The sequence below is a fragment of the Novosphingobium sp. BAM6 genome, from assembly GCF_057784955.1.
This window is the reverse complement of record NZ_JBYNTR010000001.1, coordinates 1,846,779-1,860,315: the sequence shown is the minus strand read 5'-3', so window position 1 is coordinate 1,860,315 and position 13,537 is coordinate 1,846,779. Positions and strand designations below refer to the sequence as shown.

Below are 13,537 nucleotides of genomic sequence, written 5' to 3'. Positions count from 1 at the left end.
TACACCCTATTGGCATGCCGCCGAACTGCTCGAAGACGGCTCGGGAGTCCTGGTGCCATTCGGCGATCCGGCGAGTCTGGGCCGCGCTGTCGCTGGCCTGCTCGAAGACGTCTCAGCGCGTTTGGACATGGCAAAAAAGGCCTATGCGGCCAGTCGCCCAATGATCTGGGCGAATACGGCGAAGCGGTATGTCCAGTGTTTTGGCGCAGCGCGCCGGGCTCTGCCGACAACTCCGTTGGCAGACGTTCTGCCGCCGGAGCACTTGTTGATCGCAAACTGCATGCTTCCGGCAGCGTCTGCGCGGCATCTCGTCGACATGTGCGACGACACCGGGATGTTCCAGCATGCAGTGTTCTCAATCCCGGATCGCCATCACGGCTATTGCATCGATGACAATGCCAGGGGATTGTTGCTGTGCTGCACTCCTGCAAACGGACTGGATGAGCCCTTTGCAGAAGCCATGTCCCAGCGATTTGCTGCCTTTGTCCAGCATGCCTGGAACCCGGATGAACGGCGATTTCGTAATTTCATGGGGTTCAACCGCGAATGGCTGGAGCCGGCCGGGTCCGAGGACAGTCACGGCCGCACTCTGTGGGCGCTCGGTGCCTGTGCCCGGCACTCTTCAGACCCGGGACGAGCAAGTTGGGCCGGGCACTTGTTCAGCGAAGCGCTGGAAAAGGTCACGGCCTTCACGTCTCCCCGAGCATGGGCCTTCACGCTGCTCGGCCTCGACCACTATTGCGCGACTTGTCCGCAGGACAGGAACGCTGACACCCTGCGTGGAGAATTGGGCCGGCGGCTTGAGCGCCTTCTGATTGCAAACGAAACGCCTGCATGGACCTGGTTCGAAGAGCGGCTGACCTATGACAATGCCCGTCTTTGTGAAGCATTGATCCGCACCGGCAAAGCGACGTGGATCACCCATTTCACCGAAGCGGGGCTCCGCAGCCTGCACTGGCTGATCCAGGTTCAAACGGCTCCGCAAGGCCATTTCCGGCCTGTCGGCTCGATGGGGTTTATGCGGCAACGCGCGCCCCGCCATCTGTTCGACCAGCAGCCGCTGGAAGCCTGCGCAACGATTGCTGCATGCGTGGCTGCGAATGCAATCGATCCGGCAGCGCCGTGGCCGGATGAGGCACGGCGGGCATTCGCCTGGTTCCTGGGTGAGAACGATCTCGCCATTGCATTGGTCGATATCGAATCCGGGAGTTGCCGGGATGGCCTTCATCCCGACCGCGCGAATGAAAACCGGGGCGCCGAGTCCGTCTTGTCCTATCTGCTGGGGCTGGCGGACATGCATGCCCTTGAAGCGATGACCCGCAGCGACACCGTGTCGGTCGGCCACAGCCCTGAACCCTCTGTTTGTCTGGACCGTGCCGATGCATGAAACGACCACGCGCACGACGCCATTTTTCAATCGCCAAACATTGCACCTGAGGCCGGATCCCGCGCGCGTGGTGCTGCGTCCATTCGAGCCTGCGCCCGAGCCCAGAGCCCTGAACCGGATCGACAAGTCGCGAGCTTGCCGCATCTTCGAGCGAATTCTCGCCCTCGATGAAACAGGCGTCAAAACCTTGCTGGCGGCAACGCTCGCGAACTTCAAAGGCAGACACCGGAACCTGCTCGACATCTTCGATCGGCGAGCGACAGAAATGTCCGGCGCATTTGCTTGCGATCCATCGTTATCCGAAGCGCGGCATCAGTTGATCGGCGCCTATTTCCTCAATGAATACAGCTTCGAGGCAGCCGCGCTTTTCAACCCAAGCATTGTTCCGCATCCAGACCAGTTAGGCACCACCGGAGGCCGATTCATCCTGAGCGCAAGGGCAGTGGGTGAAGGCCACATTTCGTCACTGACCTTCCGGACCGGCAATGTCGCGGCTGATGGTACCGTTACGATTGATGCCCCGGAGCGCCTTGCGAGTGTTCCCGAAATTACCGCGCGAGTTGGTGATCGGGTGGAGCTCGCCTTCGATCCCGCCAGCGAGATTACCGAGCGGGTGATCTTTCCTATCACAGAGCATCAGGCAAATGGTATCGAGGATGCGCGCTTCGTCGCCTTCCAGGACAAGGGCAAGACAGCCTACTACGCGACCTACACCGCCTATAGCGGCCAGGCGATCAGGTCTGAGTTACTTGAAACGGAGGACTTCGTTTCATTCCGCATGGCACCGCTCAAAGGTGTAGGCGCACGCAACAAGGGAATGGCGCTATTCCCTCGGAAGATTGGCGGACGTTACGCGATGATAGCGCGCCACGACAACGAAAATCTCTACCTTATCTATTCCGACAATTTGCATGAATGGGGTCTTGGCCAGCCTATCCTCCAGCCAGCGCATGCGTGGGAGTTTATCCAGATCGGCAATTGCGGTTCGCCTATCGAACTGGCCGAGGGATGGTTGCTCTTCACGCACGGTGTCGGCCCGGTCAGACACTATTCGATCGGCGCCGTGCTGCTGGATAAGGACGATCCCTCCAAGGTCATTGGACGATCCCGCCAACCACTCATCCAGCCGGCGGCATCCGAACGCGAAGGCTATGTGCCGAACGTCGTGTACACCTGCGGCGCCATGCAACTGGAGGGCAGAATCGTGCTTCCCTATGCCATCTCCGACACCTTTTCGACCTTCGCAACCGTTGAGACTGCAGCGCTGCTCGAACTTCTGAAATCTTAAAAGGAATAAATATGACCGGCAATCCGACAGCACTCCCGACTGAGAACGCAAGCGATGCCGAACTGGAAGCAATGCAGCGATACGGCATCACGCGCGTGCCCGATGTGGTCTATCTGGTTGGGCCTTATCGCTATTCGAAGCTCGCCGATGCGCTTGCCGAGGCGAAGCGAAGAGAGATCGCATTCTGAGGCACTGCCTGGAACTTCTGATGGAAAGCCGGGCTGGCCAATTGTCGTGCAAGCGGCCGGGGCACCCGGCGCCAGACTTGCCATGAACAATTGAGTCCGATCCATGCTCACCGTCCAGGAAAGGACTACCAATGGAACTTACATCCGACCAGTGCCGTGCACAGGAAGCCATTCAATGGGAACGCGCCCAGAGCGAGCCGCTCGAAAACGTCCGGATTGTGGCTCTGAGAGCTGCAATCGCCTGGGGGCATGAAGCGACGGCTGCAGAACAGCGGGAAGCTCGCAAGCGCCGCACAGTTGCGATCGCCGAAATGATGCAGGTGCAACGGCAGCGGACCGATGATGACGATAGAAGAACTTTCAGCGAGAATCCGGATCGCGGTTTCGCGGACATTTAGAGGCTCATGGAAGACCTGCTCATCAGGCATCGCACGAGCTACCGATATCAGGTGCCGGTTGAGCTCGGGCCGCATCGGCTTATGCTTCGGCCGCGCGAAAGCTGCGAGGTCCGCCTCAAGACATTCGATCTCACGGTCCTCCCGCAAGCTCAGGTGTCCTGGGCGCATGACGTCTTCGGGAATGCCGTCGCGACAGCGGTGTTCGCGGACCTGACCGACGAGCTCGTCATCGAAAGCTCCGCGCGCGTGCAGCTTGAAGCGGTGGCATGGCCCGTGTTCGATATAGCGGCGTCCGCAATTTCCTACCCCTTCCGCTACGCAGACGACGAATGGACCGACCTCGGTGCCCTGACCGTGCAGAGCTATCCTGATCCGGGCGGTAGATTACGCGATTGGGCGCAAGCGTCCGTTGGCGGCAATCCGACCGATACACTGGCCATGCTCAAGGATCTGAGTACCGGCGTGACCGGATGGATCGCGTACCAGTCGCGTGATGACGAGGGTACTCGGTCGCCAGAGCAAACCTTGAACCGCGGCTGGGGCTCGTGCCGGGATTTTGCTGTGCTGTTTGTCGAAGCGGCCAGAAGCCTCGGCTTCGGGGCGAGGATCATTTCCGGCTATCTCCACAATCCGGATCAAATTCTGGACGGCACATCGGGGGGCGGGTCGACGCACGCCTGGGCGGAAGTCTTTGTGCCGGGCGCCGGCTGGATACCCTTCGATCCAACCAATCGGAGTGTTGGCGGGGCCAATCTCGTGCCTGTGGCAGTAGCCCGCGAAATCGAGCAAACGATTCCGGTCACCGGAACCTATGTGGGCTTGTCGGGACTGGTGGATGCGATGAACGTCGAGGTCTCCGTCGCCTCTTCGGACGATTGCTCCTGATTTCGTCTCGATGTCCACCAGAGCAGGATCAGCAACCCGATTATCGCGGATGTCGCCGACCCCAGGAAAACTCCCAGCTTGGCAGCCGGCAGCAATGCCGAACTAAAAGCCAGGTTCGAAATGAAGATGGACATCGTGAAGCCAATTCCCGTCAGGAAGGCTCCAGCGGTCAGAAATCCCCAATCGAGCTCTTTACCGAGTGTTGCAACACGGAGGCGCACCGCCAGCCAAGCGAACAGCAGCACACCTGCCGGCTTACCGACCACCAGGCCCGCGAAGATGGCAGCGGAGACCCGCTGGTCCAGATCGACTCCCGAAAATGCCACGCCGGCGTTGGCCAGTGCAAAAATCGGCATGACCGCAAACCCGACCCAAGGGTGCAGCATCATTTCTAGGCGTTCCAGGGGAGAGAGCGATTCCTCGATCGCACGCCCGGTTTCCCTCAGATCATGGCGTTCCGATGTGTCGCCGCTCCAATGCTCGCCAGTCGGGTAGGCCGTCAATTTACTCATGATGGAACGTAGACGCTCATCCCCAACCCACGCGCGAGCGGGGGTCATCAAGCCGAGAATTACGCCGGCAATTGTCGCATGAAGACCGGAGGCATCGAAGCATAGCCAGATGCCTCCGCCGAGCACAAAATAGACCGGGATGCTCCTGATTCCTATGCGAGCGGAAATCGCCACAACGCCAAGACCAAGCATTGCCAGGCCAAGCGCACCGAAGTTCAGTGTCTCACCATATGCGACCGCAACGACGGATATGGCGCCAACGTCATCGAAGATCGCCAGAGAAACCAGAAATATCCGCAACTGCGCAGGTATGGATGATCCAAACAGCGCAAGGCCGCCGATTACAAAGGCCGTATCGGTCGCCATCACGGTTCCCCAGCCGTGTACACCGGGCTGCCCGTTCATGAGGACGAGATAGATGGAGACGGGAACCGCCATGCCGCCGAGCGCGGCCAGGAAGGGCAAGGCCGCGGCTCGCGGATTGCGGAGCTCGCCCAGAGCGAATTCCCGCTTGAGTTCGAGCGAGACGATGAAAAAGAACAAGGTCATCAAGGCATCGTTGATCCAATGGTGCAACGAGCGGGTGAAATCCAGCTGACCCACCTGAAGGCCTATCGGCATCTTCCAGAAGTTCAGGAAAGGGGCGGACAAGGGCGAGTTGGCCAACACCAGTGCGACCATGGCGCAAAGGAGTAACAGTCCCCCTGCCGCAGCCTCAATCTTGAGGAAGCGCGCAAATGGCCTGGTTACGCGATCGGCGACTTCGATCGGAAGACCCTGGTTCCTGTTCTTATCGATAATGTTCTATGCCTCGTCGGAAGGTCAAAATCGGAGGGCGCGATCAGTGAGGCGCACCGCGAGCGATTTCCTTTTCGATCATCCTGACGAACATGTCGCCATATTGTTCGGTTGAACTGTAGTCTTGCTCGTATTCCCCGACGTTATGGCTGGAGCCGAAGGCTGACTTCATGCGCTCGAGAATTTCGGGCTGGCTCTCTGCAAGAAAGCAGATCAACGACTGAAGAATCCTGGCATGCGCGAGTACTCTGCGCTCCAGCTCGGTTGCTTCGGCTTCCATTTTCGTTTCCTTTTTCGTTCCTGGTGCGGAGACTGTCACTGAAGCTGGCCTATCGGGCAGATCGCTGGCGCTCCAATTCAGCCTTTGCGAGCTCGAGATCCGTATAATTGTAAGGACCGACCCGGTAGTTCGTCACGGTACTCGCTGTGATCCCGGCTGGGATCTCCGGCTCGTGCGGACTGCGCGCGTTTCTTTCGACCGCACCTTCCCGAAATCCTTGTGGTCGGCTTGACGTAGATGTCACTGCCGGGGGATCTTGCTCGCGACAAACGGCAAACATGTCCTTCAACAAGGCAAGCTGATCGGAAATCCGTTCCAGCGCAGAGATCTCACGTTCCTGAAAGGTAAGTGCGGCGCGTCTCTCGACGAGCTCCGCCGGAGGTTCCGCATCGACGGGAAAACCGGGAGATTGCTCTTTCATCGCCCGACGCCTCTCATTTCCAATGATATCGCGGCAGGCCGGCGTCATGCCGATATTGGCCGATGCGCTTCGCATAATATTCCACCAGATCGAAGTAGGTCTGCCGATCTTCGGGCCCCTCCGACCGCCGCGCATTGACGAGGGCACGTTGATGGTTGGCATAAAGCTGATTGAGATCCATCACTGCTCCTTTCCTGGTTGGAGCCACCCAATGGGGGATTTCCCGCCGGGCGAGTTTACTTCTGATCAGGCCTTCTTCAGGTTCACGGCGCAAATTTCGCCATCATGGTCAGATTGCGTATTGTATCCGTAGCGGTCATTCTGCTTCGGCAATTGAGCTTTGTCCTGGAGATCGGCCCACCTGAAAGGCAAGGGGCCGCCACCCTTCTCGGGTGCAATGAAGCCCGTGCCAGTTGTATCGTTGTAGTGGCTGACCTTCCCGTGCTGGGTCATCACGCGCATTCCTTCTGCTCTGGGAGAGCCCTGATTGGCTGCATCCGCAGCTAAAGGCGTAAAAGAAGGAAAGAGGCGTTTCGGCTACGCCAGTCACCGTCGTTCGCGACAGGTAGCTATTGTGAAATGGAGTGCGCCGCCGCAAAAAACAAGGTCGGAGTGAGAATATTGAGACGATGGGGCGCCTTCTCCTACGAAGGGCTCGAATGGGCCATATTTCTCAAAGTTGGTATTTCCAGACCAGCAACACCGAAAGCGTGCAAATCATCAGCAGGACAAGGGGCAGGCCGGCGCGCACATAGTCCCGGAAGTGATATCCACCCGCGCTCATGATCAAGATGTTGGTCTGGTAGGCAATGGGAGTTGCATAGCATAAATTGCATCCGAACAGCACGGCGAGAACCAATGGCTCCGCTGGTATGGCAAGCTTTTCGGCCAGGCTCACCGCGATGGGCGTGCCTACCGCTGCAGCCGCCGTGTTTGACGAGAAATTGGTGAGCAATGTCGCAAAGGCCATCATGATCGCCAGGACTACCGCTCCTGGAAAGCCCTGCATCCCAAGCGCAAGCGAACTGCCAAGCCACTCCGATGAGCCCATTTCCAGTAATGCCCGGCCAAGCGCGATGCTGGCAGCGACAAGCACGATAACCTTGGCGCTCAAGGCCTGGCCCAACCGATCGAACTTCACGCATCCCGTCGCCAGCATGACGATCGATCCGGCAAGGGCCGCGACTGCAATGGGGACAAGATGCAGCGCCGCAAGCAGGACAACTCCCGCAAATATCAGCAAGGCAACGCCAGCCTTCGCCGTACGCGGAATTTCCGCTGCGCCCTCGAGTATCATTGTGCCTTCGCTTATCTGGATTTGCTCCAACGCAGCGCTGCCGCCCTGTACCCACAGCACATCGCCAACTTCCAGGCGTTCAGCATCGGCCCTGGACCTGCCAGGGAAAAATGCTTGTTCCGGGTGATGAAGCCCCATGACTGCAACGCCATAACGGTCGATGACTTGTGCTGATCTTATAGTCTGCCCGATGAGCGAGGAATCCGCTCCAATGACGAGTTCCGCCATCACCTGGCCTTTACCCTTGTCTCCGGCAAAGGTCTCTACGGTCTCCATCATTGCCGGGCGCACTAGAGGCATTTTCATCGCCGAACTGAGTTCCTGCAACTCGGCGCTTGTGCCCTCGACCTCTATGGCATCGCCAAATTCTACAATGAACCGCGAATCGGTCTGCAAGCTGCCCTTGCGAACAGCCCCGACCACTTCAAGCGCCCCATCGAACCTTTGGCGCAGAGCCTGCAGGGATTGGCCGATTCCAGGCGAAGCTTCCCGTGGGCAGGCCAAGATCCTCTGCGATGGAAACCACCAGCAGATTGGTGGAGGTTCCAATCGTGGTTGCCATTCCGCCGATGAGAATGGCGCAATTCATCGGCATCAGCGTTTTCAATGCGGGTATGCCGGCGCAGATGGCCAGGTTGATCATGATCGGCATGGTCAGGACGAGCACCGGCGTGTCATTCACGAACATGCTCATGAGGCCACCGACCACGAGCGAGAACAGAAGACCCAGCAATCTGCTGAACTTCCACAGACGCGTGAGCAAACGTCCTGCCGGTTCAAGTGCACCCGTAACAACCAGCCCGCGCCCGAGGATCATCAGGGCGCAAATGGCGAGCAGCGCTTCATGGCCAAATCCGCCAAAGGCAATTTCCAGCCCGGTGTAGGATCCGTCATGCTAGATCGGAAAAAAATAGGCGCTAATCGCGAGCACGGCGATCAGAACGAGCGAGACAATCTCTATCCGGACACGGCCGCTCGCAAAAAACCAGAACGCCGTTACCGCGATCAACATCGCTCCGATCGCATGTGGGGACGGAGCAATCAAAAAACTCTCCCTGCTTGAATATCAACGGGCACCTGTAGGAACGCACTGTCGCCACGGCCGACGCGTTCCTGCACCATCACCGTCGTAGCCTGCCATTCGTCGAGAAATTCGCTGACGTGCTGTGCTGTGGACTTCGTTGACATGTGGCACGGGCTAGCACGCTTCGACATTAGCGGCGGGCAAAATATGCGAGCAACTGTGTCTTCGGTAAATCGCGGCCGAGATCAGTCAATCAGGCGCACCCATTAATCGATGAACGTAAGACAAGTTTTGAAGGCCTCAGTTTCAGCCTTGAACGGCGGCTATGGCGGCGAAAGCCGACATGATCGGTGGACCTGAGCGCAGTCAGGACATGACGGTTAACTGGAGGCCGGAGACGGCCCGTGAGCGTCTCAGAGGGGTCGGTTTTCGCGACAATACGACCCTCCCGGTGATCCAGAATCCATCTTGATGATTCCGAGAGTCGAACGCCTTATATCAGATATTTCATGATATTCAGTGAGTTAACGCTGACAAATCATAACTCAACCGATCAATGAAGCCTCTGACCGCCAGAAGCTGTCAGAGGTTTCACGTGATTACGACCTGACCAAGGACTGGTGCGCTGCTATTCCCGCGAGCACGCCAGATGCCGATGCGACCGTGGCATTGTGCATCGGGCTGGTCGCATCGCCAGCGGCATAAACCCCGGAGACGGAGGTCGCTCCCCAGGCATCGACCTTGATGAAAGGCCCGGTCGGCCCGTCTTCCATGAGACATCCGAGACGCTCGGCTATCGGGCTGGTGGGTCTGGTTTTCGGTGCCGTGAACACAGCGGCGATCTCGATAAGGCGCCCGTCCGCCAGTTCCACTGCATCCAATCCGGGAGCATCGCCGATGAGGGAAATGACCGGAACACGCTCGATCACAACGCCACGCTTGCCAAGCAAGATCGCCTGCTCCGGGTCCGGCTCGTAAATTCCTTGGGTGAAGTAGGTTGCCGGCCCCCAATCGGGGATCAACGCAGCCTGATGCGCTGACATCGGGTTCGTGGCGATAATTCCGAGCCAGTGATCGCGGACCTCATATCCGTGGCAGTACGGGCAATGAAGGACGGTTTCACCCCATCGCTCCGCCATGCCAGGGATATTGGGCAAAGTATCGGAAACACCAGTGGCAAGTACCAGCCGCTTGGCCTGATACTCTCCACCGTCAGCAAGTTGCACGATAAACCGGTCGGGCTCCTGCAAGACGTCCTGCGCTTCACCCTGCAAGACCTGCGCAGTTGGATATCGCAGCAATTGTGAAGCGGCCTCACACATGATGGCGGTAGGCGCTCTGCCGTCCTGGCCCAAGAACCCATGAGAGGCTTCTGCGAAGCGGTTTCGCGGTGACCCTGCGTCGATCAGCAAAACGTTCATACGTGCCCGTGCGAGTTGCATAGCCGCTGATTGTCCGGCGAAGCTACCGCCGATTACGATCACATCATGCATTCTTCAAATCCCGTTTTATTCCATATGTAACATTTCACATTACGTATGGGCTGCGCGAGTGATTTGCAACTCTTGGTGTGACATGATAGCGCGAGCCTGAAAGGAAAACGATGCAACTGGACGGCCGATTATCGAGGATGCTGCATCTGCTGATCCACATGGATCGGGCGAATGGACCGATCACATCCGGAGAGGCCGCGGAAATGCTGCATACCAATCCGGTTGTCATTCGGCGCACGATGGCGGGCCTGCGCGACGCAGGGCTGGTTCGTTCCGTCAAAGGGCATGCGGGCGGGTGGACGCTTCTTGAGCCCCTGGAAAGCGTCTCGATGCTCGATGTCTACAATGCCGTGGGTGAACCGCGTATTTTCGCAATCGGCCTGGCTGATCCTACGCCGGATTGCCTCGTCGAGCAGGCAGTAAATGCCTCAATGACCAGCGCATTGAAAAAGGCAGAGGCGAGGCTGATCGCTGAACTGGGCGAAGTTACCCTTGCCGCAATTGCTGAAGATTTCGATCGGCGCTTTTCCGCGCACTGCACCGAGCAGCCATGACCCCGGTCGTTCATCGCTGTTGAACCTCTAGCGTTTTGCAGCCACTCGACGGATCGCCGCTTAAAATCGGAACTTTCAAAGCGCCTCAAAGCCATCGGTCTTTTTACCTCCGGTCTCGCAGGTGTGGGACAAGAAAGCTGCCAGTCCGCTCTTGGGGAGCATAAATTGGCACCTGAGTGGCTGCAAAGGGTCGGGGGCGGCAAAGGTTTCTACACGCCCATTCCAGCCATACGCCCTCATCGCGTCTGCACCTGTAACCAGTCATCCGGTGGTCGGTGCGACAATCAGGTTTGAGGCGCGATTGCCATTGCTGAGTGGTCCGCTGAATTATCAACCGGGAGCCCGGCTTCCTTTCGTTCGGAGTAGCGGTCCACAAGCTGCGCCGCGTGCGGACGCATCAGCACGGTGAAGCGCACCAGTTCCTCCATTACATCGACGATGCGCTCGTAATAGCTCGACGCCCGCATCCGACCGTCCTCGTCGAACTCCTTGTAAGCCATCGCCACCGACGACTGATTGGGGATTGTAAACATCCGCATCCAGCGCCCCAGCAGGCGGAGCGAATTGACGGCGTTGAACGATTGTGAGCCGCCGGACACCTGCATGACTGCCAGCGTGCGGCCCTGCGTTGGCCGCATCCCGCGCATCTGGAGCGGAAGGTGGTCGATCTGCATCTTCATGATGCCGCTTATCTGGCCGTGGCGCTCTGGACTGCACCAGACCATGCCTTCCGACCACAGCGCATGCTCACGCAGCTCATGCACCGCCGGATGGTCGTCTCCTGCCACCTGATCGGGTAGTGGCAAGTCGCTGGGATCGAAAATCCGCGTCTCGGCGCCGAAGAATTGCAGCAGGCGCGCCGCCTCTTCCACGGCGAGGCGCGAAAACGAGCGTTCCCGCAGTGAGCCGTAGAGCAGCAGTATGCGCGGAGGCGGTTGATCCGGGCCAAGGCCAGCGGCGGGACGAGCCAACGCGAAAGCCTTATCCAAAGCAGGAAGATGATCGGGGGCGGCGAGTTCGCGCAGTCTCATGCGGAAATACCTTTCTCGTACCAGGGGCGGGTCCGCTTCACCAAGGCGACGATCGACAGCATCACTGGCACTTCGACCAGCACGCCCACGACCGTTGCCAGCGCGGCGCCGGAACTGAGGCCAAAGAGGCTGATGGCGGCGGCCACAGCCAGTTCGAAGAAGTTGGAGGCACCGATCAGCGCCGAAGGGCCGGCGACGCACCATGCCACGCCAAAACGGCGGCTGAGCCAATAGGCGATGCCGGCATTGAGATAGACCTGAAACAGGATCGGCACGGCGATCAGCGCGATCACCAGCGGTTGCCGGATGATCTGCTCGCCCTGAAAGCCGAACAGCAGCACCAGTGTCACCAGCAGGCTGGCAAGGCTGATCGGACCGATGGCGGACAGGAAATGCTGGAGCCGCTTCTCACCGCAGCCAAGGAGCGCGCGGCGGAGCAGTTGCGAGATGACCACCGGGACGACGATGTAGAGGCCCACCGACAGCGCCAGCGTGTTCCACGGCACGGTGATCGATGCCACGCCCAGCAGCAGGCCCACCAGCGGCGCGAAGGCAACGACCATGATCAGGTCGTTCAGCGCGACCTGGCTCAAGGTATAGTTCGGCTCGCCCTCGACGAGGTTGGACCATACGAAGACCATCGCGGTGCAAGGCGCTGCAGCCAGCAGGATCAACCCCGCGATGTAGGACGTCGATGCGCCTTCTGGCAGCAACGGCGCGAACAGATAGCCGAGGAAAAACGTGCCGAGCAGCGCCATCGAGAATGGCTTGATCGCCCAGTTCACTACGAGGGTGACGCCAATGCCGCGCCAGTGCCGCCGAAGGCTATGGAGCGCGCCGAAATCGACCCGCAGCAGCATCGGGATGATCATCAGCCAGATCAGGCCCGCCACCACGAGGTTGACGTTGGCGATCTCCAGCGCTGCGATCACCTCGAAGGCGCCCGGAAGCAAGTGGCCGAGACCAATCCCGACTACGATGCACAGGGCCACCCACAGCGAGAGATAGCGCTCGAACAGCGACATGTTCGTCAGTCCTTCCCAGGAGCGATAGGCGCGGTCGAAATACCGCTGCCCAAGGCGATCTGCATGTAAACCGTGTCGAGCCAGCGGCCGGCCTTCCAGCCCATGCCGGTCAAGCGTCCAGCGTGCTCAAAACCGCAGGAACCGTGGAGGGCTACCGAGGCGGGCTCCGCTCCGCCGATGACCGCAACCATGCGGCGGAACCCGTGAGCCTCGGCGGCTTCCAGCAAGGCCTTGAGCAGCAATTTGCCAATGCCGCCACCGCGCCGGTCGTGCGCCACGTAGATGCTGTTCTCACAGGCATAGGCGTAGGCAGGGCGATCTCGAAACTGCGTGGCGTAGGCATAGCCGACCACTTGATCGCCATCGCAGGCGACGAGGAACGGCCAACTCCGGCCAGTCACCGTCAAGATCTTCTCGACGGTTTCGTCCTCGGTCGGCGGTACGACTTCGTAGGTCGCCGTGCCATGCAACACATGATGGGCGTAGATGGGCGCAATGGCCCGCGCATCGTCGACCGTCGCCTTACGAACCGAAAGGGTCATCGCCGGGTCGCTTCGACGACTTCGCCGTCTTCCTTGACGAAAGTGCCACGCTGCTCGGTAGGCAGGAGGTCCAGCACTTCTTCGGAAGGCCGGCAGAGCTTCACGCCCAGCGGCGACACCACAAGCGGCCGGTTGATGAGGATGGGATGCTCCATCATCGCGTCGACCAAGGCCTCGTCCGTCAAGGTCTCGTCGCCGAGGCCCAGTTCGGCATAGGGCGTACGCTTCTCGCGCAGCAGAGCGCGTGGCGTGATGCCCGCCCGCGCGATCAGTTCCATCAGCAGCGCGCGACTTGGCGGCGTCTTCAGGTACTCGATAACATGAGGTTCGATGCCGGCATTGCGGATCATAGCCAGGGCATTACGAGAGGTCCCGCAAAGCGGGTTATGGTAGATCACGATATCGGTCATTGTT

General features: G+C 59.3%; 18 protein-coding genes and 1 pseudogene. 7 read left to right on the top strand and 12 right to left on the bottom strand.

The window, feature by feature from the left end; genetic code table 11:
- The 5 genes and pseudogenes from AC3EC3_RS08685 to AC3EC3_RS08665 all read left to right on the top strand — a co-directional run.
- Window positions 1–1,387, top strand: a pseudogene (locus AC3EC3_RS08685) (glycosyl transferase family 1); the annotation flags it as partial.
- The gene (locus tag AC3EC3_RS08680) at window positions 1,380–2,675 is read left to right on the top strand and encodes a glycoside hydrolase family 130 protein (RefSeq protein ID WP_488489158.1); all 1,296 of its coding nucleotides are present in this window, start codon (window positions 1,380–1,382) and stop codon (window positions 2,673–2,675) included. The pseudogene AC3EC3_RS08685 and the gene AC3EC3_RS08680, both read left to right, overlap by 8 nt.
- A gap of 11 nt (window positions 2,676–2,686) precedes the next feature.
- Complete coding sequence (locus AC3EC3_RS08675) at window positions 2,687–2,863, top strand: hypothetical protein (protein ID WP_488489157.1); 177 nt, start codon at window positions 2,687–2,689, stop codon at window positions 2,861–2,863.
- Between the two features lie 131 nt (window positions 2,864–2,994).
- Entirely contained in the window at window positions 2,995–3,261 is a 267-nt protein-coding gene (locus AC3EC3_RS08670; RefSeq protein ID WP_488489156.1) for a hypothetical protein, read from the top strand.
- 6 nt (window positions 3,262–3,267) lie between these two features.
- Window positions 3,268–4,146 (top strand): transglutaminase family protein, encoded by an 879-nt coding sequence (locus tag AC3EC3_RS08665; protein WP_488489155.1) that lies wholly within the window; start codon window positions 3,268–3,270, stop codon window positions 4,144–4,146.
- Here AC3EC3_RS08665 and nhaA read toward each other — a convergent pair.
- From nhaA to AC3EC3_RS08630, 7 genes are all read right to left on the bottom strand, one after another.
- Complete coding sequence (gene nhaA, locus AC3EC3_RS08660; RefSeq protein ID WP_488489236.1) at window positions 4,071–5,378, bottom strand: Na+/H+ antiporter NhaA; 1,308 nt, start codon at window positions 5,376–5,378, stop codon at window positions 4,071–4,073. The genes AC3EC3_RS08665 and nhaA overlap by 76 nt on opposite strands.
- A 121-nt stretch (window positions 5,379–5,499) precedes the next feature.
- Window positions 5,500–5,736 carry a hypothetical protein gene (locus tag AC3EC3_RS08655; protein ID WP_488489154.1) on the bottom strand — a complete coding sequence of 79 codons (237 nt, stop codon included), beginning with the start codon at window positions 5,734–5,736 and terminating at the stop codon, window positions 5,500–5,502.
- Between the two features lie 49 nt (window positions 5,737–5,785).
- Window positions 5,786–6,157, bottom strand: a complete 372-nt coding sequence (locus AC3EC3_RS08650) for a hypothetical protein (RefSeq protein ID WP_488489153.1) — start codon at window positions 6,155–6,157, stop codon at window positions 5,786–5,788.
- Window positions 6,158–6,170: 13 nt separating this feature from the next.
- Entirely contained in the window at window positions 6,171–6,338 is a 168-nt protein-coding gene (locus tag AC3EC3_RS08645) for a hypothetical protein (protein WP_197164030.1), read from the bottom strand.
- 65 nt (window positions 6,339–6,403) lie between these two features.
- The gene (locus AC3EC3_RS08640) at window positions 6,404–6,610 is read right to left on the bottom strand and encodes a cold-shock protein (protein ID WP_488489152.1); all 207 of its coding nucleotides are present in this window, start codon (window positions 6,608–6,610) and stop codon (window positions 6,404–6,406) included.
- Between the two features lie 220 nt (window positions 6,611–6,830).
- Window positions 6,831–7,850 (bottom strand): SLC13 family permease, encoded by a 1,020-nt coding sequence (locus tag AC3EC3_RS08635; RefSeq protein WP_488489151.1) that lies wholly within the window; start codon window positions 7,848–7,850, stop codon window positions 6,831–6,833.
- A gap of 28 nt (window positions 7,851–7,878) precedes the next feature.
- Window positions 7,879–8,271 (bottom strand): SLC13 family permease, encoded by a 393-nt coding sequence (locus tag AC3EC3_RS08630; RefSeq protein ID WP_488489150.1) that lies wholly within the window; start codon window positions 8,269–8,271, stop codon window positions 7,879–7,881.
- 27 nt (window positions 8,272–8,298) lie between these two features.
- Between AC3EC3_RS08630 and AC3EC3_RS08625 the strand changes: the two genes are divergently transcribed.
- Window positions 8,299–8,517 carry a hypothetical protein gene (locus AC3EC3_RS08625; RefSeq protein ID WP_488489149.1) on the top strand — a complete coding sequence of 73 codons (219 nt, stop codon included), beginning with the start codon at window positions 8,299–8,301 and terminating at the stop codon, window positions 8,515–8,517.
- 560 nt (window positions 8,518–9,077) lie between these two features.
- Here the strand turns inward: AC3EC3_RS08625 and AC3EC3_RS08620 are convergent.
- Window positions 9,078–9,971 carry an NAD(P)/FAD-dependent oxidoreductase gene (locus tag AC3EC3_RS08620; protein WP_488489148.1) on the bottom strand — a complete coding sequence of 298 codons (894 nt, stop codon included), beginning with the start codon at window positions 9,969–9,971 and terminating at the stop codon, window positions 9,078–9,080.
- Window positions 9,972–10,081: 110 nt separating this feature from the next.
- Here AC3EC3_RS08620 and AC3EC3_RS08615 point away from each other — a divergent pair, with 110 nt between their 5' ends.
- Window positions 10,082–10,525 (top strand): RrF2 family transcriptional regulator, encoded by a 444-nt coding sequence (locus AC3EC3_RS08615; protein ID WP_488489147.1) that lies wholly within the window; start codon window positions 10,082–10,084, stop codon window positions 10,523–10,525.
- A gap of 284 nt (window positions 10,526–10,809) precedes the next feature.
- Here the strand turns inward: AC3EC3_RS08615 and arsH are convergent, their stop codons facing one another.
- Genes arsH through arsC form a run of 4 tightly spaced genes read right to left on the bottom strand, consistent with a single transcriptional unit; the run spans window position 10,810 to window position 13,533 of the window.
- Window positions 10,810–11,556, bottom strand: a complete 747-nt coding sequence (gene arsH, locus AC3EC3_RS08610; RefSeq protein ID WP_452665332.1) for an arsenical resistance protein ArsH — start codon at window positions 11,554–11,556, stop codon at window positions 10,810–10,812.
- Window positions 11,553–12,581: an ACR3 family arsenite efflux transporter gene (gene arsB / locus AC3EC3_RS08605; RefSeq protein ID WP_488489146.1), complete on the bottom strand. Its 1,029-nt coding sequence runs from the start codon at window positions 12,579–12,581 to the stop codon at window positions 11,553–11,555. Before arsB ends, arsH begins: the two co-directional genes overlap by 4 nt.
- A 5-nt stretch (window positions 12,582–12,586) precedes the next feature.
- Window positions 12,587–13,123 carry a GNAT family N-acetyltransferase gene (locus AC3EC3_RS08600; RefSeq protein WP_452665334.1) on the bottom strand — a complete coding sequence of 179 codons (537 nt, stop codon included), beginning with the start codon at window positions 13,121–13,123 and terminating at the stop codon, window positions 12,587–12,589.
- Window positions 13,120–13,533, bottom strand: coding sequence for an arsenate reductase (glutaredoxin) (arsC, locus tag AC3EC3_RS08595; RefSeq protein ID WP_488489145.1), 414 nt, complete (start codon window positions 13,531–13,533; stop codon window positions 13,120–13,122). Before arsC ends, AC3EC3_RS08600 begins: the two co-directional genes overlap by 4 nt.
- Window positions 13,534–13,537 lie beyond the last annotated feature (4 nt).